The 18,711-nt window shown below is 33.9% G+C and carries 17 protein-coding genes; 4 read left to right on the top strand and 13 right to left on the bottom strand.

The genetic code is table 11. The annotated features are described in order from the left end of the window. Positions 1-22 precede the first annotated feature (22 nt). The 7 genes from pgl to E0F76_RS05910 form a co-directional block, all read right to left on the bottom strand. Positions 23-739, bottom strand: a complete 717-nt coding sequence (pgl, locus tag E0F76_RS05940; protein ID WP_132002737.1) for a 6-phosphogluconolactonase — start codon at positions 737-739, stop codon at positions 23-25. After that, positions 723-2,267 carry a glucose-6-phosphate dehydrogenase gene (gene zwf, locus E0F76_RS05935; RefSeq protein WP_132002734.1) on the bottom strand — a complete coding sequence of 515 codons (1,545 nt, stop codon included), beginning with the start codon at positions 2,265-2,267 and terminating at the stop codon, positions 723-725. Before zwf ends, pgl begins: the two co-directional genes overlap by 17 nt. Before the next feature lie 17 nt (positions 2,268-2,284). Continuing rightward, complete coding sequence (gene gndA, locus E0F76_RS05930) at positions 2,285-3,691, bottom strand: NADP-dependent phosphogluconate dehydrogenase (protein WP_132002731.1); 1,407 nt, start codon at positions 3,689-3,691, stop codon at positions 2,285-2,287. Positions 3,692-3,766: 75 nt separating this feature from the next. Beyond that, positions 3,767-4,408, bottom strand: a complete 642-nt coding sequence (gene hxlA / locus E0F76_RS05925; RefSeq protein WP_132002728.1) for a 3-hexulose-6-phosphate synthase — start codon at positions 4,406-4,408, stop codon at positions 3,767-3,769. 47 nt (positions 4,409-4,455) lie between these two features. Then, positions 4,456-5,022, bottom strand: a complete 567-nt coding sequence (gene hxlB / locus E0F76_RS05920) for a 6-phospho-3-hexuloisomerase (RefSeq protein ID WP_132002724.1) — start codon at positions 5,020-5,022, stop codon at positions 4,456-4,458. A 272-nt stretch (positions 5,023-5,294) separates the two neighbouring features. After that, positions 5,295-6,182: an AraC family transcriptional regulator gene (locus tag E0F76_RS05915; RefSeq protein WP_132002721.1), complete on the bottom strand. Its 888-nt coding sequence runs from the start codon at positions 6,180-6,182 to the stop codon at positions 5,295-5,297. Positions 6,183-7,210: 1,028 nt separating this feature from the next. Beyond that, positions 7,211-7,435 (bottom strand): hypothetical protein, encoded by a 225-nt coding sequence (locus E0F76_RS05910; RefSeq protein ID WP_132002718.1) that lies wholly within the window; start codon positions 7,433-7,435, stop codon positions 7,211-7,213. 470 nt (positions 7,436-7,905) lie between these two features. Here E0F76_RS05910 and E0F76_RS05905 point away from each other — a divergent pair, with 470 nt between their 5' ends. The 4 genes from E0F76_RS05905 to hemN all read left to right on the top strand — a co-directional run bounded on the left by E0F76_RS05905 (position 7,906) and on the right by hemN (position 12,384). Beyond that, positions 7,906-8,226 (top strand): nucleoside triphosphate pyrophosphohydrolase family protein, encoded by a 321-nt coding sequence (locus tag E0F76_RS05905; RefSeq protein ID WP_132002715.1) that lies wholly within the window; start codon positions 7,906-7,908, stop codon positions 8,224-8,226. Positions 8,227-8,268: 42 nt separating this feature from the next. Next, a complete protein-coding gene (locus tag E0F76_RS05900) occupies positions 8,269-8,535 on the top strand; it encodes a hypothetical protein (protein ID WP_132002712.1) in 267 nt (88 codons plus the stop codon). A gap of 274 nt (positions 8,536-8,809) precedes the next feature. Continuing rightward, positions 8,810-10,882, top strand: a complete 2,073-nt coding sequence (locus E0F76_RS05895; protein ID WP_132002709.1) for a DUF349 domain-containing protein — start codon at positions 8,810-8,812, stop codon at positions 10,880-10,882. Between the two features lie 137 nt (positions 10,883-11,019). Then, a complete protein-coding gene (gene hemN, locus E0F76_RS05890; protein WP_132002706.1) occupies positions 11,020-12,384 on the top strand; it encodes an oxygen-independent coproporphyrinogen III oxidase in 1,365 nt (454 codons plus the stop codon). A gap of 168 nt (positions 12,385-12,552) precedes the next feature. Here the strand turns inward: hemN and E0F76_RS05885 are convergent, their stop codons facing one another. The 6 genes from E0F76_RS05885 to ccoN form a co-directional block, all read right to left on the bottom strand. Beyond that, entirely contained in the window at positions 12,553-13,254 is a 702-nt protein-coding gene (locus tag E0F76_RS05885; RefSeq protein WP_132002703.1) for a sulfite exporter TauE/SafE family protein, read from the bottom strand. A gap of 121 nt (positions 13,255-13,375) precedes the next feature. Continuing rightward, positions 13,376-13,825, bottom strand: coding sequence for a FixH family protein (locus E0F76_RS05880; RefSeq protein WP_132002700.1), 450 nt, complete (start codon positions 13,823-13,825; stop codon positions 13,376-13,378). A gap of 19 nt (positions 13,826-13,844) precedes the next feature. Beyond that, complete coding sequence (ccoG, locus tag E0F76_RS05875) at positions 13,845-15,263, bottom strand: cytochrome c oxidase accessory protein CcoG (RefSeq protein WP_132002697.1); 1,419 nt, start codon at positions 15,261-15,263, stop codon at positions 13,845-13,847. Positions 15,264-15,367: 104 nt separating this feature from the next. Beyond that, positions 15,368-16,279: a cbb3-type cytochrome c oxidase N-terminal domain-containing protein gene (locus E0F76_RS05870; protein ID WP_132002694.1), complete on the bottom strand. Its 912-nt coding sequence runs from the start codon at positions 16,277-16,279 to the stop codon at positions 15,368-15,370. A gap of 31 nt (positions 16,280-16,310) precedes the next feature. After that, on the bottom strand, positions 16,311-16,475 hold the full coding sequence (locus tag E0F76_RS05865; protein ID WP_132002691.1) for a CcoQ/FixQ family Cbb3-type cytochrome c oxidase assembly chaperone: 165 nt from the start codon (positions 16,473-16,475) through the stop codon (positions 16,311-16,313). 15 nt (positions 16,476-16,490) lie between these two features. Beyond that, positions 16,491-18,668 (bottom strand): cytochrome-c oxidase, cbb3-type subunit I, encoded by a 2,178-nt coding sequence (gene ccoN / locus E0F76_RS05860; RefSeq protein ID WP_132002688.1) that lies wholly within the window; start codon positions 18,666-18,668, stop codon positions 16,491-16,493. Positions 18,669-18,711: the final 43 nt, after the last annotated feature.

The following is an 18,711-nucleotide window of genomic DNA, read 5'->3' as shown; positions in this document are numbered from 1 at the left end:
GCTACCGTTTTTCGACTTATTATCATTGACTACTTGTAGCGGCCTGATCGGTCAAGAACAACAATTTTCCATCTATAGGTTTAATTAATTGCATCGGATATTTTTCGGGATTATAATCTCCATATAAAACTTCGTTTAATGCATGCGCTTTGTTTTCTCCAAAAGTTACAACCACAATTTCCTTTGCTTTATTGATAATAGGCGCCGTTAGGGTTATTCGATACATACTTTGCGACTCTAGATAATAGGCCGATACCCATTTATCATTTTCTTGCAATACGGCTTCACCGGGAAAAAGGGAAGCGGTATGGCCATCATCGCCCATTCCTAATAAAATAAGGTCAAATTCTCCACTTTCTCCTGTAAGACTTTTAATCGATTTTTCATATTCCAAAGCATATTCCTCTGGTAAAAAACCTTCCTTATACATTGGGAATATGTTGCTTTTTGGTATACCAACATGACTTAAAAGGTAATCGTATGACATTTTAGCGTTACTGCGTGAATCTTCAAGCGCCACCCAGCGCTCGTCACCCCAAAAAACAAATACATTATCCCAATTTATTTTGGTTTTGTATTGGGGGGTTGCCAAAAGCTTGTACAAGGATTCTGGAGAAGAACCGCCGGTAAGCACCACTAAAAATTGTCCCCGTTTCTGTATTGCGTTTTGTGCAGCAGCTATAAAGATATTGGCTGCGTGGGATGCTATTTCTTCTTTATTATTAAAAATACTTACCATTTTTCACTTCTTTTTCTTCTTGTTCTACGTTATTGAGTGTGTTTGATGCCCAAGCATGCCCCTGACGGGCCAGCAATTCATTTGCAGCCTCAGGACCCCAGCCGCCGGCTTCATATTTATATAAACTTGAAAATTTATCATTTTCCCAAGCTTCCTGAATGGTTGTTACCACATCCCAAGCTTCTTCAACTTGATCCGAACGCATGAATAAAGTAGGATCTCCCTGCAAAGCATCTAATAATAATGTTTCATAAGCTTCTGGTGATTGAGTAGAGCATGAAAAATAATCAAACACCATCTCTGCAGGTTTTAGTGAAAGAGATAGGCCAGGTTTTTTTGTCATAAACTGTAATCGAATATCCATTGCAGGCTGAATGTTTATAATTAAGCGGTTTGGCATCATCCCTTCTTTTCCAAAAGAAAAAGTAGAATGGGGTACCGGCTTGAACTGTATAACAATAGAGGATTGTTTTTCTTTCATTCTTTTACCCGTTCGAACATAAAAGGGAACTCCTTGCCAGCGCCAGTTATCAAGGTAAAATTTCATCGCTACAAATGTTTCTGTATTAGAATTGGATGCAACTCCTTTTTCTTGTAGGTATGCTAATACTGGTTTGTCTTTTATCGAACCCTTATCATACTGACCTCTTACCGTGTAATGTTTTACTTCTTCTGGAGTTATGCGGCGTATCGCTTTTAAAACGTCGGCTTTACGGTTTCTTATCTCATCTGCTTGTAAGGAGTTGGGGGCTTCCATCGCTACCATGGTTAATATTTGCATCAGGTGGTTTTGTATCATATCCCTGAGTGCTCCGGCATCTTCATAAAAACCGCCACGGTCTTCAACACCCACTTCTTCTGCAACAGTAATCTGTACAGAATCAATAAAATTTCGGTTCCAGAGCGGCTCAAACATTGAATTTCCAAAGCGGAAAGCTAGGATATTCTGTACCGTTTCTTTGCCCAGATAATGGTCTATTCGGTAAATCTGTTTCTCTTTAAAGGTTTCTGACAATAGCTTATTTAGCAACTCTGCAGAACTTTTATTGTAACCAAAGGGTTTTTCAATTATGATACGATCCTGATCCGGATTTGCGGCAAGATCTAGTTTTTTAATATTATTAGAGATCGTTGCAATGAATGACGGCGCTATAGACAGATAAAAAAGTCTATTGGCACGTTCCCCAAAAGACAAATCTATGGCGTCCAGCTTTAGTTTCAGTATCTTAAATGATTCTTCTTGTTCGATGTCATTTTGCAAATAAGTGATATGAGAAGCAAATTCCTGATAGGCCTTATCAGAGGTTATTTTATTTCTGGAAAACGCTGTCAAGTTATTGCTAACATTGCTTCTATAGGTCTCATCGCTGCTTTTTGCCCTTCCTAGCGCAATGATCTCAAACTTTTCGGGCATTCGACCATCAAGATAAAGATTATAAAAGGCAGGGAAAAGCTTTCTTTTTGCTAAGTCACCTGTTGCACCAAAAACAAGAATGATGGTTGGCTTTATAGTATCAAGATTATTCATTTTGTTCCATTTAAAATTTAGTCATTCCACTCTGTGTGAAATGTACCGTTAGTGTCAATGCGCTCATAGGTATGTGCCCCGAAGTAATCACGCTGCGCCTGTATAAGGTTGGTAGGAAGTTTTTCGGATCGGTAAGCATCAAAATAGGCTAAGGAATTCATTAAGCCTGCAATTGGGATCCCTTTTTGAACTGCAAATTGTACCGTAGACCTAATACTGGATTGATTATCGTTTATTGCCTTTGCAATAGTATCATCGAGCAGTATGTTTTTTAGTTCACCATTCTTGGCATAAGCCTTTCGGAAATCTTCAAGTGCTACCGAACGAATAATACATCCACCGCGCCAAATCTTGGATATTGTCTCAAGGTTCAAGTCATAATTATACTCTTGTGAAGCTTTGGTTAATAATGCTAATCCTTGGGCATAGGTTATTAATATAGAAAAATGTAACGCTCCTTTAAGTGCTTCTATAGCCGAAGGCAGGTCAGTGTTACCTTGTTCCGCATTCCAAACCAATTTCGCTGAAGCTAGAATTCTTTCGGGTTTGTTTTTAGACATATTACGCATGGTTACCGCAGCATCTATAGTGGGAAGCGGTACTTCCAGATCCATCCCATTTTGGGAAGTCCATTTTCCGGTTCCTTTAGATTTTGCCCAATCCGATATTACATTTATAAGCTTTTGGCCGTCGGTATCTGTTTTCTTTAAAATATGTCCTGTAATTTCAATCAAATAGGATTGAAGTTCGGTGTTATTCCAGTCTTGAAATACTTTTTGAATGGTAGTGTCATCTAGTTCGTACCCTCGTTTCATAAGATCGTATACCTCTGAAATAAGCTGCATAATACCGTATTCGATTCCGTTATGAGCCATTTTTACGTAATTACCTGCAGATCCGTTGCCTAAATATTCTACACAAGGTTCCCCATCTACTTTGGCTGCTATGGATTCAAAAATAGGACGAAGTCTTTCGTAGGCTTCTTTATTACCGCCGGGCATAAGGCTCGGACCAAATCGGGCTCCTTTTTCACCACCAGATATACCCATTCCAAAAAAGTGAATCCCTTTGGCTGATAATTCTGTAAACCTACGGTCGGTATCCGTAAAATAGGTATTGCCTCCGTCGATAAGAATGTCTCCTTTATCTAAGTAAGGAAGTAGGCTTTGAATGACAGTATCTACAGGCTTTCCTGCAGGTACTAATACCATAATAGCTCTTGGTTGTTTGAGAAGTTCTAGAAACTCTTTTACTTCTGTTGTGGCCTTAATTTGGTGTTGCGCATTAGCTTCCTGTGTCAGGGATAAAACTTTTTCCGCATCCAAATCCAAGCCTGCCACAGCATGTTTCTGGTCCGCCATATTTAAGAGCAGATTCCGACCCATTACCCCTAAGCCCACTATACCAAAATCGAATGTTTTCATAATTAATTTATCTAAATTTATTATACAAAAAAAAAGGCTGGAATTTATTTATAAATTCCAGCCTTAACCCAATAATTACGCTACAGTAACACTGTTTATAGCTTCTTTTAATGCTTTTGCAGCAGCAGCGGGATCTTCAGCGCCATATATAGCACCACCTGCAACAGCTACATCTGCACCAGCAGCTACAACATCTTTAATTGTATCGATGTTTACACCACCTGCAACAGAAAAGGGAACTTTTGCTAGTTTTCCTTCGCTAATAAGTGTTTGTACGGAGTATCCAGCTAATGTTTGTTCGTCAAGACCAGCATGTAACTCTACAAAAGCAACTCCAAAAGCAGTTACCTCTTGAGCTCTTTCTACTCTGTTTTTAACTCCAATAGTATCAACTACTACCTTTTTACCGTGTTTTTTAGCAGCTTCTACTGCTCCTTTTATGGTAGCATTATCTACAGCACCCATAACTGTTACTAAATCTGCACCAGCTAAAAATGCGATCTCTGCTTCTAGGAAACCAGTATCAGCAATTTTCATGTCTGCAAAAATTAATTTGTCAGGAAAAGCGGCTTTCATCGCCGTAACCACTTTTAGGCCTTCCGATTTAATTAGCGGTGTACCTAATTCTATAATATCTACATAAGGTGCTACTTTATGTGCTAGTTCTAATGCTGCTTCTGTAGTAAGTAAATCAATTGCGACTTGTAATTTTGTCATGTTTAAATGTATAAAAAAAATTAATAATAAATAATATAAAAAAATAGTTATTCTAGGTTGGCGTGTTTGGGCCATAGATCTTCTTTGGTCAAACCGGATTCTTGCCATAAGGTCATAAAAACACTTTCTAACACCAATAATGTAAACTGTTCAAAAAGGCTGCCCGCATATTGTGTAGAAACGGAAATACCGAAATCTGTTTTTGTTGCAGCATTTACTAGTACAATAGTGTCTGCCAATACGGCTAATTTGCTTTCTCCATCGGCAGTAATAGCAATAACGGTAGCTTGTTGACTCCTAGCTTTTTCCGCTGATGACAGTACTGAAGCAGTAGTTCCCGAACCCGATGCCAGAAGGAGCAAATCTCCTTTTAGAATAGCAGGTGTATTGGTTTCTCCTACAATGAATACAGTATACCCCAGATGCATAAACCGCATAGCTGCCATTTTTAATGCAAGTCCGCTCCTGCCAGCTGCCATAACAAAAATTCGTTTGGCTGCTTTTATTTCGTGAACCAAAATCTTTATTTGTTGGGGATTTATCTGATTTGCTACTTGTCTATTTTCCTCTAAAATAGTAAGCAGATTAGTGTTTGTCAAAGTATCCGTGTTCATTTTGTTTTATTTAAGTAAAGTCATGCGTTCCTATAAAAATTCCAATTCATAGTAATACGATTGGGTAATTATGCATGCTGTTCTCGAGTGTTAGTCTCTGGGTATAGCGTAATTGATATTACAGGATACCTTTTATTTCCTTAAACAGCATTAAACTAAATAATTTAGCTGGAATCGCTTTTTAGCAACACCAGTGCCTCTATATTTTACTAGTATTAATTACTGATGCAAAGATATGGTAGCAGTGAGGGTAGGGTGTTATATAAACAAGACTATGCGGTATAAATTTGCGCCAGTTCATTTTGTAGGTCTGTTGGGGTTTCCTTTAGTTTGGCTTTTACAAATTTATTGAGTGCAGATGGGGAACTGAACCCAAGGTCAAATGCTATTTCTTTGTGAGAGAGATCAGTAAATAATAATTTTCGTTTAATTTCTGTAAGGATTCGGCTGTGGATAGCATTTATAGCCGTTTCGCCAGAATATTTTTTATTTAGTGCATTGAGCTTTTTAGTACTGATAGCCAGTTTTGAGGCATAGTATTGTACGGTACGCTCGCTTTTATACTGATGGTTCAAAAGTTTTTTAAACTCAATATAAGTATGTTGGTTTGGACCTTGCGCATCATGATGTAAAACAGGATGTTGGCCATGTATCGATTCTATGAGTCCTAGAAGGAAAATTTTGATATAAAAACGCGCCTGTTCCTTTTTGACAAGGCTGGGGGTGTTGTAAATGTCTTGTATGTTCTTTATAATTGGAAGCACCTGTTCAAATTCAAGACTAGAAAGTGCAGTACAATTCAGGTGTGCCGATAGGTTAACATTATAAGCACTAAGTTCATTTTTTAATATATCGGAACAAAACAATACTTCTTCAAATAATATAATTTTACCTGTCAAATCAGTACTCAGATTGGACAAAAAGTGAATTTGATCTGGAAATATAACGGCTATTTTTCCTGAATTCAATAAATATATTTTGTCTTCGATATGTACTTTACTATTTCCAGACTCCACTAGAATGATACAAAAATGATCTTTTTTATGTGGTTCCAAATAATCTTTAGTACTTTGAATACCGAGTTCAAAAACACGAAACGACAAATTTTTATCATCTGTTTTTTGAATGTTTTTCTTGATCTCAAACCTCTTTAAGTCCATAGGATATTTTTTATAAAAATGCTCTGAGCGAGAAAACTAGCACGTTTAATGCATCGAGTTTATTGCTCTGTAACATACAATGATATGCGTAACCATAATTTATTAAATTCAATTAGCTCTTTTAATACAAGTGTTTTTCTGGTCACATTAAATTAATAGATTTTTAAGCTATGTATAAAATTAGAAAAACACTGTAGAAGTAAATTTACTTAAAAAAATAAAGGACAAATATACGTTTTTTCTAAATTTCAAGAAAATAGTTTTGCTTGAAATTAGGCTTAAATTAGATTCAATACTGTTCATTCTGTTAATACTTAATTTTAAAAGAGTAGAAATTTGAGCTGAAATGATCACTCGTCTGCAATGATTAAAATTTTCATACTGTTAGTTAACAATTCAATTTTGAATGAAAATAGAATTCGACAATTTTAAGAATTTACTTTTAAACTTCTGATGCCTCACTCAAGAGTTTCAAACCTTCTAGTAAAAGGTTCGAATTTTGTCCAATAAGGTTCACAAATGGCTATAGTTAGTTAAAAACAAAAGTGCACATACAGGTCATAAGAAGAAGTATAGTGCGCTTTTTTCTTTTTTTACTATTTAATTATAGCCTTAATGATTTCAAGTATTGACAGGATTTTTGAGACACTTGTTGACACTTACAAAATCTATGTGTCCATGAAAGAATTTTTCTTAAAAGAATATTGTTTAAAAAAACGGATTGACTTCTGTTTTTTATGTCTTCACACACTGTAACAAGTAAGATTGCTGATTTTCTCTTTTTTTTATTTTCTACAATATTGTAAAATAGCAACATAAGCCTCAGTTATTTATTTATTCTAGTGGTTCGAACTTGATTATTTTCAAAAGTGAGTTTTTTAGGAAAAGTTAATTGTAACTAATTAAAATATTTCTTTAGTTTTTATTTTTTTTTGTAACAAAATACATTTTTAAATAATATAAAATTCTCTATACCTTTTTATGATCTTTCGTTCCTTTTCTTAAGGAAATCAAGTAATTTACTTGAGTTATGGAAATCCTGCAATTAATATACCGTATAATGGCAATGTAAGTTTTGGTTGATCTACTGAAATCGAATTTGCAATTACAAACATTCCCGATGGAAATGGGAATCCTTCATTAGTATTGTAAAATCCAGAAGTTACTTTAAGTAATACCAACTTTGTTGTTTCATCTCGACTTTCCACTAGCGCTCGTAAGTCTTTAACTTTGGTACCTGCGGCGAGTACCACTATAAATTAAAAGATAAATTATAGTGTTTGAAACGCAGCTAATTCCTGAAAAAGAAGGAATTTTATTTTGTGAATAGTAGCTATAAAAATCATCGGAATACAATACTATATTTTATAATAAAAATGTCGAAGCTTTATGGTGATTGAGTATATAGCCGCTTGACACACGTTTTGGATCATTTTCAAAAGTAAGCAGGTTCATTAAAACAGTATCTAAAATTAACAGCACTGTTTATTCTTTTCTTAAATGCTTTTTTCAAGGCTTTTTACGGAGAAACAATAAATAAAGTGAAAATTATCAAAGTTGAAAATATATACTTATTTGTAGTTTACAATCTACTATATTTACTTTGAATTTTAAACTAAATAACACAGTTTGGAAGTTTTTAAACAAACTAACGCTGGCGGCTATGTTAGAGTGACCGTAATAACAGAACGAAAAAAACCAACGAAAAATAACAACAACAAAAATGAAAGAAATTGATTTTAAGGAAATAATTGAACGCTCAAAAAAAATACGTGAAAGTTATCATCAATTGGAGCGACAACATCACGGAAGTGAATGGACAGTTGAAGAAGATGTGTTAGCGTTTTTGACAGACGCAGCTTTAGTCGGGCGACATACGATGTCGCAACAAAAACGTTGGCCGGCAAATAATACAGACATTGAACTTGAACACAAATTAGGAGAGTGTATTTGGTGGTTAACTGTTTTGGCAGATCGAATGAACATAAACATTAAAGAAGCCACAGATAAGTTTTTGACGAAAACTGAAAAATTATTGAAATAGAAATTATCTAATGGATATCATCGAATTTTTAAAAAAATTGGTTTGACCAAAGTAATGATTACTCCTACTGGCTCGCATTTGTCAGCAACTCTGGTGTTTGCTTGCGGCGTGTACCTATATAAATTAAAAGATAAATCGGAGCGTTTACAACGTAGCTTATTCCTGAAAAATCGGGAATTGTATTTTGTGAATAGCAGTTATAAAAATCATCAAGAAGATAAAACTATATTTTATAATGAAAATGTAGAAACTCGTGGTGCTATAGTATTGATCCACGTTAAACACACTTTGTATCATTTTCAAAAGTAAATAGGTTTTCGATGCAACCGAGCAGCAAATTAAAGTAGAACCTGAAAATAAAATACCTTCTTGAAAAGAACAAAAACAGTACCTATTCCAATCTTCACCAAAAAAAATAATCAAATTCACACGGAAAAATAACTGACAAAACGCTGATATTGTTAACAGGCAGAATCTTTTACAAAATTCAAAATGACTATAAATAAGGGTTTTTATTTGTATTTTAATAAGCCTTTACTATCTTTATCATTCGAAAAAAATTAAACCCTTAAACATTGAAAAAATGTTAGAAGAAAAGAATGATAACCTGCTTGATGCAGATGGAAAATTAGAAAACAATTCGGCTGAAATTATTCAAACGGAAACAGAGATCATTGATAATAATGAAGAGATTATTGATCCAAGCGAAGAGCTGTTAACAGCAACAGAATCTATAATTGAAATTGACTCCCAACCCATCACTGAAACAGCTGTAGCTGATGATGCAATTGAAGATATTGAAGAAGCAAAAAATACAACTTCTGACGAAAAACCATCAGTAAAAAACCCTATAATAGACGCTATCGAAGATTCTAACGCTGAGGAAAGCGAAGATGAAACCTTAAAAGAGCGTCACACTATTCCAATGTTGGAATACGACACTTTATCTATGGAAGCGCTTATTGACGAATTGAAAAAATTAGTCGAAGTCGAAAAAGTGATGTCTGTAAAAGACCATATTGATGAAATTAAAAAATCGTTTTTAGCAAAATACTACCACCTTTTAGAAGAAAAGAAAGAAGAATTCCTTGCCGATAATCCCGAAACGAATGAGGAATTTCAATATCATTTCCCATTAAAATCAAAATTCGACCAGTATTACACCCAGTTTAAAGACAATAGAACTGTTCATTTCAAAAGTTTGCAAACGAATTTAAAAACAAATTTAGAAAACAGATTAGCCATTGTTGAAGAATTAAAAGAGCTAATTAATCCGCAAGAAAACATTAAAGACACTCTGAAACATTTTAATGATTTAAGAGAACGATGGAAAAATTCCGGACCAATTCCCAAAGACAAATACAACCATGTTTGGAACAATTATCATTTTCATGTAGAGAATTTTTATGACTATTTGCACTTAGACAGAGAAGCCCGAGACATCGATTTCAAACACAATTTAGAGCAAAAACAAAAAATTGTAGCTCGTGTTGAAGAATTAGTGAATGAAGCCGATGTGAATAAGGCTTTTAGAGAATTACAAGATTTACATAAAATCTGGAAAGAAGATATTGGCCCCGTTTCAAGAGAACATCGTGATGATATTTGGAATAAATTTAGTGATTTAACCAAACAAATGCACGACAAACGGGAAGTGTTATTTGAAAATCAAAGAGGAACTGAGCTTGAAAATTTAGAGAAGAAAAAGGAAATAATTGGTAAAATTGAAGTTTTGGCCACTGAAAAAGTGAATGCTCATTCGCAATGGCTGGTTCAAATACAAAAAGTAGAAGCCTTACGAACTGCTTTTTTCTCCGCTGGAAAAGTCCCATCTGATGTAAATGAAGAAACTTGGGCTAGTTTTAAAACTGCAGTGAGAAATTTTAATTCTTTTAAAAATTCATTTTACAAAGACATTAAAAAAGATCAAAACAATAATTTGAACAAAAAAATGGCTCTTGTTGCAAAAGCACAAGAACTTCAAGAAAGTACAGATTATGAAGCCACGACTCCTATAATGAAAAAAATTCAAGAAGAGTGGAAACAAATTGGACACGTTCCAAGAAAACATTCCGATAAAATATGGGCAGAATTTAAAAATGCCTGTAATCATTATTTTGAAAATTTAAAAGAACAAAAAAGCGAAGAAAACACTGAAGAAATAGCCGCTTTCGATAACAAAAAAGCCTATTTAGAAACGCTTAGGGAATTTCAATTATCAGGTGACCATAAAACTGATTTGGATGCCATTAAACTGCATATTGAAACCTGGAAAAACTTTGGAAGAGTTCCTTTTCCTAGAAGACATATCGAAGGCAAGTTTAATAAAGTGTTAGACGCTCTTTTTGATAAATTAAGTCTTAGCAAGAAAGACAGCGAAATGATGCGTTTCTCCAATAGAATTGACAATTTATCAGATAACAATGAAGTTCGAAAAATAGAAAACGAAAAGATTTTCTTGATGAAAAAAATTGATGAAATCAAGAACGAAATATTCCAATTAGAAAATAACATTCAGTTTTTTGCCAATACTCGAAATGCAAAAAAAGAGAATTCTATCGTTTTAGAAGTTCGAAAAAACATAGAAAAACACAGAGAGGAAATGGAAATTTTTAAAGACAAATTAAAACAAATTAGAAGCATCAATTTAGGATAAAAAATAGCATTTTAACAATAACAACCTTGTTCAAGAAATTGAACGAGGTTTTTTATTTTATAAAAATAAATTATGATAAATATCATTTTAATATCTAATTAGACAACCTAATTTTGAATATTCTAAAACATTTATCCATGAATAATTCTATCCTACAAAAATACAATGTTCCTGGTCCAAGATATACGAGCTATCCTACAGTACCTTATTGGAATGAAAATGATTTTTCAAAGCAACTTTGGATAGATACCCTAAGAAAATCATTTTTAGAAAGTAATTCAAAAGAAGGATTAAGTCTCTATATTCACCTTCCTTTTTGTGAAAGTTTATGTACCTTTTGTGGTTGTCATAAACAAATTACAAAGAATCATGATACTGAAAACCCATATATAGAAGCCGTATTAAAGGAATGGGCAATGTATTGCAATATTCTAGAAGAAAAGCCTATCATAAAAGAAATTCATTTAGGAGGAGGAACACCCACTTTTTTTTCTACTAAAAATTTAGAAACATTAATTAATGGGATCTTTTGTTATGCAGATAAAGCACCAGATCATGAATTCAGTTTCGAAGGTCATCCAAATAATACCACACGAGCACATTTACAAAAACTTCACGATTTAGGGTTTAGAAGAGTAAGTTATGGTGTTCAAGATTATTCGGAGAAAATTCAACGCGCCATCAATAGACATCAACCTTTTCACAACGTGGCAAAAGTAACTTTTTGGGCAAAGGAAATTGGGTACACATCAATAGGTCACGATATCATCTTCGGATTACCTTTTCAAGGATTAGAAGATATTATTGATACTATTGAAAAAACAAACTCTTTACAACCGGATCGTTTGGCTTTTTACAGCTATGCTCATGTTCCATGGATAAAAGGAAATGGACAAAGAGGTTTTAAAGACGAAGACATTCCAAAAGACGAAACAAAACGTATTTTATATGAAGTTGGTAAAGAATTATTGACTGAATATGAGTATCATGAAATAGGAATGGATCATTTTGCCTTAAAGTCAGACAGTTTGTACCACTCTTTTGATAAAGGAAAATTACATCGCAATTTTATGGGGTACAGTTCCTCAAAAACGCAGTTAATGATTGGCTTAGGGGTATCCTCTATTAGTGATAGTTGGTATAGTTTTGCTCAAAATACAAAGGATTTAGACGAATATTACCAAATAATTGCTGCTGACAAATTACCTATTTTCAGAGGGCACGTATTAACTAATGAGGATTTAATCATTCGAAAACACATTTTAAATCTAATGTGCAAATTTGAAACTTCCTGGAAATTACATTCCAATTATTTTGAAGAAATTCCAGAAATTCTAAACCAATTGAAGGAAATGGAAAAGGATGGATTAGTAGTAATTGGAAAAAACAGCTTAAAAGTTACCGATGCTGGCAAACCCTTTGTACGAAATATATGCATGGCTTTTGACTTGCGATTAAAAAGACATGCCCCTGATACAAAATTGTTTTCCATGATAATTTAAATTGTTTTTGGGCGTTACCCGCAAAAAAAGCGGGTCGGGTGTTTTGCTACAAACGAAGTTCACTGAACTCCAATGAAAATAAATTAAAGTGAAGTAATTCCTCGCACTTCCTTCGTCAGGCTGTGGGCTTTCCGCTACACCCCCTAACGCGAGCACACAACCATTAAATCAATGACAATTAGGTGTTGACTGAACAAATAAACTCACATCCAAAGGAGAAACATTAGGAATTCCAAGACCCAATCCTCTCAAAATAAATAAGACACCTAGTAAAACGGTAATGTAAGGTATCACTTTTTGAATTCTATTTCGGGTAGCAATGGTCATAAAAGACTGAAGATACGTCACGCTACTCATCAAAGGAACGGTGCCCAAACTAAATAAAATCATATACAAAATACCATAATTGACACTTTGCATGGCAATAGCTCCAAACAAAGCAACATAAACCATCCCACAAGGCAAAAATCCGTTGAGTAATCCGATTGTAAATAAAGATTTATAACTCTTGTTCTTAAACTGACTTCCCAAAGCTGTTTTTACCTGTGAAATTAGGTTGAAAACAGGTTTAGAAAAATTGTATTGAGAAAAAATTTTCTCCGGAATCAAAATAACGGCAATCATTGCAATACCAATAAAAATCGATAATTTTTGTTGTATTCCGGCAAGAAACAAGCCTTTTCCCAGCAATCCAAAAATTAAACCAATAGAAGCATATGCAGTTAATCTACCTACATGATACGTAATAATTTGAATCGTTTTTTTAGCTTGATTTTTTTGATCTACGGGCAACATCATTGCAATAGGACCACACATACCTATGCAATGAAAACTGCTGATTAAACCGAATAAAAAAGCTGTGTAAAGCATTTATTTACTGATAATAGATGATAGATGAACAGATGATAGAATCTTATGTCGATAGAAGACTTAATTTAGCCTAAAAAGTTTTCTATTCTCATTTTGTCTTTCATCTATCCGTCTTTTTTCTTTAATTAATATATATCGTTTCTTTGGTAAGATATTTTTTCCCATCATATTGCCATTCCATATTGATATCCCATCGACCACCTAATAGTCTATTTTTTGGAATATTCAAGGTCGATTTTTTCAATAAAATTGGAATACTAAAATCAAACTTTTTAGCCGAAGGACGATAAAACGATACCTCTCCTTTTATAGCTTTAGGATTATATACATCGGGAAAAACGATACTAACTCCCTTTGTGGCTATAGAAATAATCGGTTTTTGAACTAGGTCTTGAGCATTTTGAATTCGAACCATTTCGTCACCAAATTTGGCATCGTGTTTATAATATTCTTCCACCACTAATTCATTGTCATATTTAGAATTCGATTGCACTTCTAATACAAAATATAAAATAAATGATATAAATAATACAAATGCAATTACGATTCCTGTTCCCCAATTAATTTTCATGTTTTTTTTATTTTTACTATTAATCAAAACTTCTAGGACTTAAAAAATTGGTTTGACTAGTTTCAATTTTTTTGAAACCTTCAAATACTTCGATTTTAATTTTTGTTTTATCGGTATCTAATAAATTTTGGTTGATTTCGATAAACAGAGTCCCACTTTTCATTCCTTGTTTTGGTATTTTTAAATCTTGAATTCCTACTACTTTCAAAGTCCCTTTTATTCCAACCAATTTGAAATGTATATCGTTAAAATCATTATTGGTTTTATTGATTATCTTAAAGGTATAAATATTGCTGATATTATCTCCTTTATGTTGGAATAACTGTCCAGGCAATCTTAAAATCACCGCTTCGACATCCGTACGTAAAAACAACAAACCAACTAAAATTCCAATTAAAATGAACAATACAGCACTGTAGCCTTTCATTCTAGCGGTAAACTGGAACTTGGCTTTTTTCTCAATTTCATCTTCTGAGGCATATCGAATGAGACCTTTGGGCAAACCAATACCTTCCATTATAGTATCACATTCATCTATACAAGCCGTACAATTGATACATTCTAATTGAGTTCCGTTTCGAATGTCAATTCCTGTCGGGCAAACGTGAACACACTGTTTGCAATCAATACAATCGCCTTTTCCTGTACTTGTTCTATTTTCCTGTTTGTTGAACTTCGCTCTACCCGTTTCTTTTTCCCCTCGTACAAAGTCATAAGCAACGTTTATTGATTTATCATCCAATAAAACGCCTTGTAACCTTCCGTAAGGACAAGCAATTATACATACCTGTTCTCTAAACCAAGCAAAAATAAAATAGAATATTCCAGTAAATATCGACAATGAAATTAAGGTGCTTACATGATTTTCAGGACCTTCTTCAATCATTCTAAATAATTCGTCACTTCCAATGAGATAAGCGAGAAATACATTGGCAATCAGAAAAGAAATAATTAAGAAAACAGACCATTTAAGTGCTTTTTTTCTGATTTTTTTAGCATTCCATTCTTGTTTTTCCAAACGAATTTGAGCGCCTCGATCTCCTTCTATCCAATATTCAATTCGTCTAAAAACCATCTCCAGAAAAATAGTTTGAGGACAAATCCAGCCACAAAATATTCGACCAAAAATTACTGTAAAAAGTATTACGAAAACAATACCCACAATCGTAGACACTACAAAAAGATAAAAATCTTGCGGCCAGAATGGAAATCCAAAAATATTAAATCTTCTTTCTAGAATATTGAACATCATAAACTGATTGCCATTCAACTTAATAAACGGATTAGCAACAAGAACTAGCAACAAAAAATAGCTAACCCATTTTCTATAATCATAAAATTTCCCTGAAGGTTTTTTTGGAAAAACAAATTTCCTATTTCCTTTTTCGTCAATGGTTCCAATGGTGTCTCTAAAAGCTTCGTTTGGTAATTTTGACATTGTTTTAAATTTTGTTTAATTGTAAAATCTTCGCCAAAGTTTGATCCTTAACAAGGATTTTAAAAAACAATTCTAATTTGAAAAAGTTATTTAAGTAACCGATATTATTTTACAGTTGTACTATCAGTTTTAGGAGCATTTTCATAAATCCAAATTTCTCCTTCCGAAACTTTCGGTTCAACAGGATTACTACCTCTTAAAGACAAAATATAACTAGCAACATGTTGAATTTCTTTGGGTTTCAATGATGCTTTCCAAGCTATCATTCCTTTTCCATCACGACCACCATTTGTAATGGTATGGAAAACATTTTTTATACCTCCCCCTAAAATCCATTGATCATCTGTTAAGTTTGGGCCTATTTGACCTCCAGCATCAGCTCTGTGACAAGCAACACAATTTGTTGTGAAAATCGCTTTACCAGCAGCTAAATCCGCAGGATCAGTCAACAAAGTAACTGTTTTTTCATCCATTAAATCGGGAGCTGTTTTCTTGTATTCTTCAATATCAATTTGAGCCTGAGCCATTTCTTTCTTCAATTCCATTTCTTGATTATCTCCACCCATTATTTCGAATCGAACCATGTAAACAACCGCAAATAGAACACAAGCATAAAATAAATAGACCCACCATGGTGGCAAATCATTATCTAATTCATTAATACCGTCATAATCGTGATCTAATAATATTTCTCCTTCATTTTCAATAGGTTCCGTTTTAGTAAGGGCTATCATCATTTTTTTATACCATTTACTTTTTTTATAGCTGGTGTTTTCAGCAAAGGATAATTTCGCTTTCTGTTCATCAGTTAATAACTGAAAAGTAATTGTATCCACAGCGTTAATTGTGATTTCTATGGCGATCAAAAGAAAAAGAAACACAAATAAAAACAAGGAAACCATTGGGAATTTAATAAATGCAGGTTGTTCACCTGAGTCAATGAAATATTCCATTGCGCCAAAGACTGCAAAGAAAATAACCAAAACTCTTATATATGCCGGAATTAATTTTTTCATTTTTAATTAATTTTCAAAATTTTTTAATAAATTATTGCAATGGGAGATCCCCTAACTCGTCCAATTTTTCTTTTTTATATGAAAAAGCCCAAACTCCAAGTCCCACAAAAAAAGTAAAGAAAATCACCAAAGTAAATATTGGATATATAGAAACACCGTCGATAGTCTCCATATTGTGTTTTATTTGTTCAAACATAATGGTCTCAATTTATTAGTTTTTAACTTTGATATCAGTTCCCAGTCTTTGGATATAAGCGATCAATGCTACAATTTCTCTTTCGTTCATTGGTACAAATTGTTCTCCTCTGGCTGCTGCTTTTTTCTTGCTATTATCATAACTTTTCACAAAATCGGGATCGTTTTTCAAGTTTTCTTCAATTTTCATTGCTTGTGTTCTCAAATCTTTATTGGCATTTGCCAGTTGTGTTTCAGTATAAGGAACTCCAAGCGTTACCATAGCTTGCATTTTCTTTTGAGTTAATGAAACGTCCATCGCTTTATTATCAAACAACCATTTGTATCCTGGCATAATTGAACCTGCTGAAATACTTTGTGGATTCCAAAAGTGATTAAAATGCCAGTTGTCATTGTATTTTCCACCTTCTCTCAATAAATCCGGACCGGTACGTTTAGACCCCCAAAGGAATGGGTGATCGTATACAAATTCCCCTGCCTTAGATTGTGGTCCATAACGTTCGACTTCACTACGGAATGGACGTACAGATTGCGAGTGACAACCCACACAACCTTCGCGAATGTATAAATCACGTCCTTCCAATTCTAAGGGTGAATACGGCTTTACACTTGCGATTGTAGGGATATTAGATTTCACCATAATGGTAGGTACAATTTGAACAATACCTCCAATTAAAATGGCAATTACAGCAAAAATGGTTAATTGAATTGGCTTTCTTTCTAACCAAGCGTGGTATCTCTCCCCTTTTATTCTTCCTGAGCTAATTACTTTCAATGCTGGAGCTTCCGCCAATTCATCTTCAATAGTCTCACCTGCTCTAACGGTTTGAATAATATTATAAACCAACACTATCATTCCTGTTAAATAAAGGGTTCCACCTATCGCTCTCATCCAATACATAGGCATGATTTGAGTTACAGTTTCAAGGAAATTCCCATAAGTTAAGGTACCGTCAGGATTAAATTGTTTCCACATTGAAGCTTGCAAAAAGCCAGCAAGATACATTGGAATGGTATACAGTATAATTCCTAAAGTTCCAATCCAGAAGTGGAAATTAGCTAATTTTGTAGAATACAAAGTCGATTTAGTCATTCGTGGTATCAACCAATAAATCATACCAAAAGCCATAAATCCGTTCCATGCTAAAGCCCCAACGTGAACGTGAGCTATAATCCAATCCGTATAATGGGCAATAGCATTTACATTTTTAAGAGACAACATTGGGCCTTCAAAAGTAGCCATACCATAGCCTGTAATGGCAACAACAAAGAATTTCAAAACCGGTTCTTGACGTACTTTATCCCAAACTCCTCTCAATGTCAAAAGTCCGTTAATCATCCCTCCCCAAGATGGTGCAAGCAACATTATTGAAAAAGCGACACCTAAATTTTGAGCCCAGTTCGGCAAAGCGGAATACAATAAGTGATGCGGTCCAGCCCAGATATATAAAAAGATTAAAGACCAAAAATGGATAATAGACAACCTGTAAGAGTAAACAGGACGATTCGCTACCTTAGGTACAAAATAATACATCAATCCCAAATAAGGTGTAGTCAAGAAAAAGGCAACTGCATTATGACCGTACCACCATTGCACTAAAGCATCTTGAACTCCCGCATAAACAGAATAACTTTTCATGGCACTTACGGGCAATTCTAAACTATTGAAAATATGTAAAACAGCAACAGTTACAAAAGTGGCAATGTAAAACCAAATGGCAACATACAAATGACGTTCTCTTCTTTTGAGAATAGTACCAATCATATTGAGACCAAATACAACCCAAATTATAGTTATCGCAATATCAATAGGCCATTCTAGTTCAGCATATTCCTTTGAAGTACTGTAACCCAAAGGCAGTGAAATTGCTGCCGCAACAATTATTAATTGCCAACCCCAAAAATTAAGTTTACTTAGGAAATCACTATACATTCTGGCTTTTAATAACCGCTGAAGCGAATAATAAATCCCAGCAAACATGGCGTTTCCAACAAAAGCAAAAATTGCGGCATTAGTATGTAAAGGCCTTAATCTACCATAACTTAACCACGAAATACCGTCAGTTAAATTTGGGAAAAGATACAAGGTGGCTTCCAAAAGCCCAACAGACATTGCCACTACTCCAAAAATGATGGTAGCGTAAATGAACATCTTTACAATTTTGTTGTCATAATAAAACTGTTGCATTTCCATAAATAATTATTTGTTAATTGGTTTAAAAGTTTAAATATTGAAT

It is taken from the genome of Flavobacterium cellulosilyticum (assembly GCF_004349355.1).
GTDB lineage: Bacteria > Bacteroidota > Bacteroidia > Flavobacteriales > Flavobacteriaceae > Flavobacterium > Flavobacterium cellulosilyticum.
The sequence above is the reverse complement of the archived record's forward strand: the minus strand, read 5'-3'. Positions and strand labels throughout refer to the sequence as shown.

Bases quoted from the DNA above. Each gene is read 5' to 3' on its own strand.
- E0F76_RS05880 (WP_132002700.1), bottom strand. From the start codon at position 13,825: ATGAAAATTAATTGGGGAACAGGAATCGTAATTGCATTTGTATTATTT.
- hxlB (WP_132002724.1), bottom strand. From the start codon at position 5,022: ATGAACACGGATACTTTGACAAACACTAATCTGCTTACTATTTTAGAG.
- hemN (WP_132002706.1), top strand. From the start codon at position 11,020: ATGAATAATTCTATCCTACAAAAATACAATGTTCCTGGTCCAAGATAT.
- ccoN (WP_132002688.1), bottom strand. From the start codon at position 18,668: ATGGAAATGCAACAGTTTTATTATGACAACAAAATTGTAAAGATGTTC.
- zwf (WP_132002734.1), bottom strand. From the start codon at position 2,267: ATGAATAATCTTGATACTATAAAGCCAACCATCATTCTTGTTTTTGGT.
- E0F76_RS05895 (WP_132002709.1), top strand. From the start codon at position 8,810: ATGTTAGAAGAAAAGAATGATAACCTGCTTGATGCAGATGGAAAATTA.
- pgl (WP_132002737.1), bottom strand. From the start codon at position 739: ATGGTAAGTATTTTTAATAATAAAGAAGAAATAGCATCCCACGCAGCC.
- gndA (WP_132002731.1), bottom strand. From the start codon at position 3,691: ATGAAAACATTCGATTTTGGTATAGTGGGCTTAGGGGTAATGGGTCGG.
- E0F76_RS05870 (WP_132002694.1), bottom strand. From the start codon at position 16,279: ATGAAAAAATTAATTCCGGCATATATAAGAGTTTTGGTTATTTTCTTT.
- E0F76_RS05865 (WP_132002691.1), bottom strand. From the start codon at position 16,475: ATGTTTGAACAAATAAAACACAATATGGAGACTATCGACGGTGTTTCT.
- ccoG (WP_132002697.1), bottom strand. From the start codon at position 15,263: ATGTCAAAATTACCAAACGAAGCTTTTAGAGACACCATTGGAACCATT.
- hxlA (WP_132002728.1), bottom strand. From the start codon at position 4,408: ATGACAAAATTACAAGTCGCAATTGATTTACTTACTACAGAAGCAGCA.
- E0F76_RS05905 (WP_132002715.1), top strand. From the start codon at position 7,906: ATGAAAGAAATTGATTTTAAGGAAATAATTGAACGCTCAAAAAAAATA.
- E0F76_RS05915 (WP_132002721.1), bottom strand. From the start codon at position 6,182: ATGGACTTAAAGAGGTTTGAGATCAAGAAAAACATTCAAAAAACAGAT.
- E0F76_RS05885 (WP_132002703.1), bottom strand. From the start codon at position 13,254: ATGCTTTACACAGCTTTTTTATTCGGTTTAATCAGCAGTTTTCATTGC.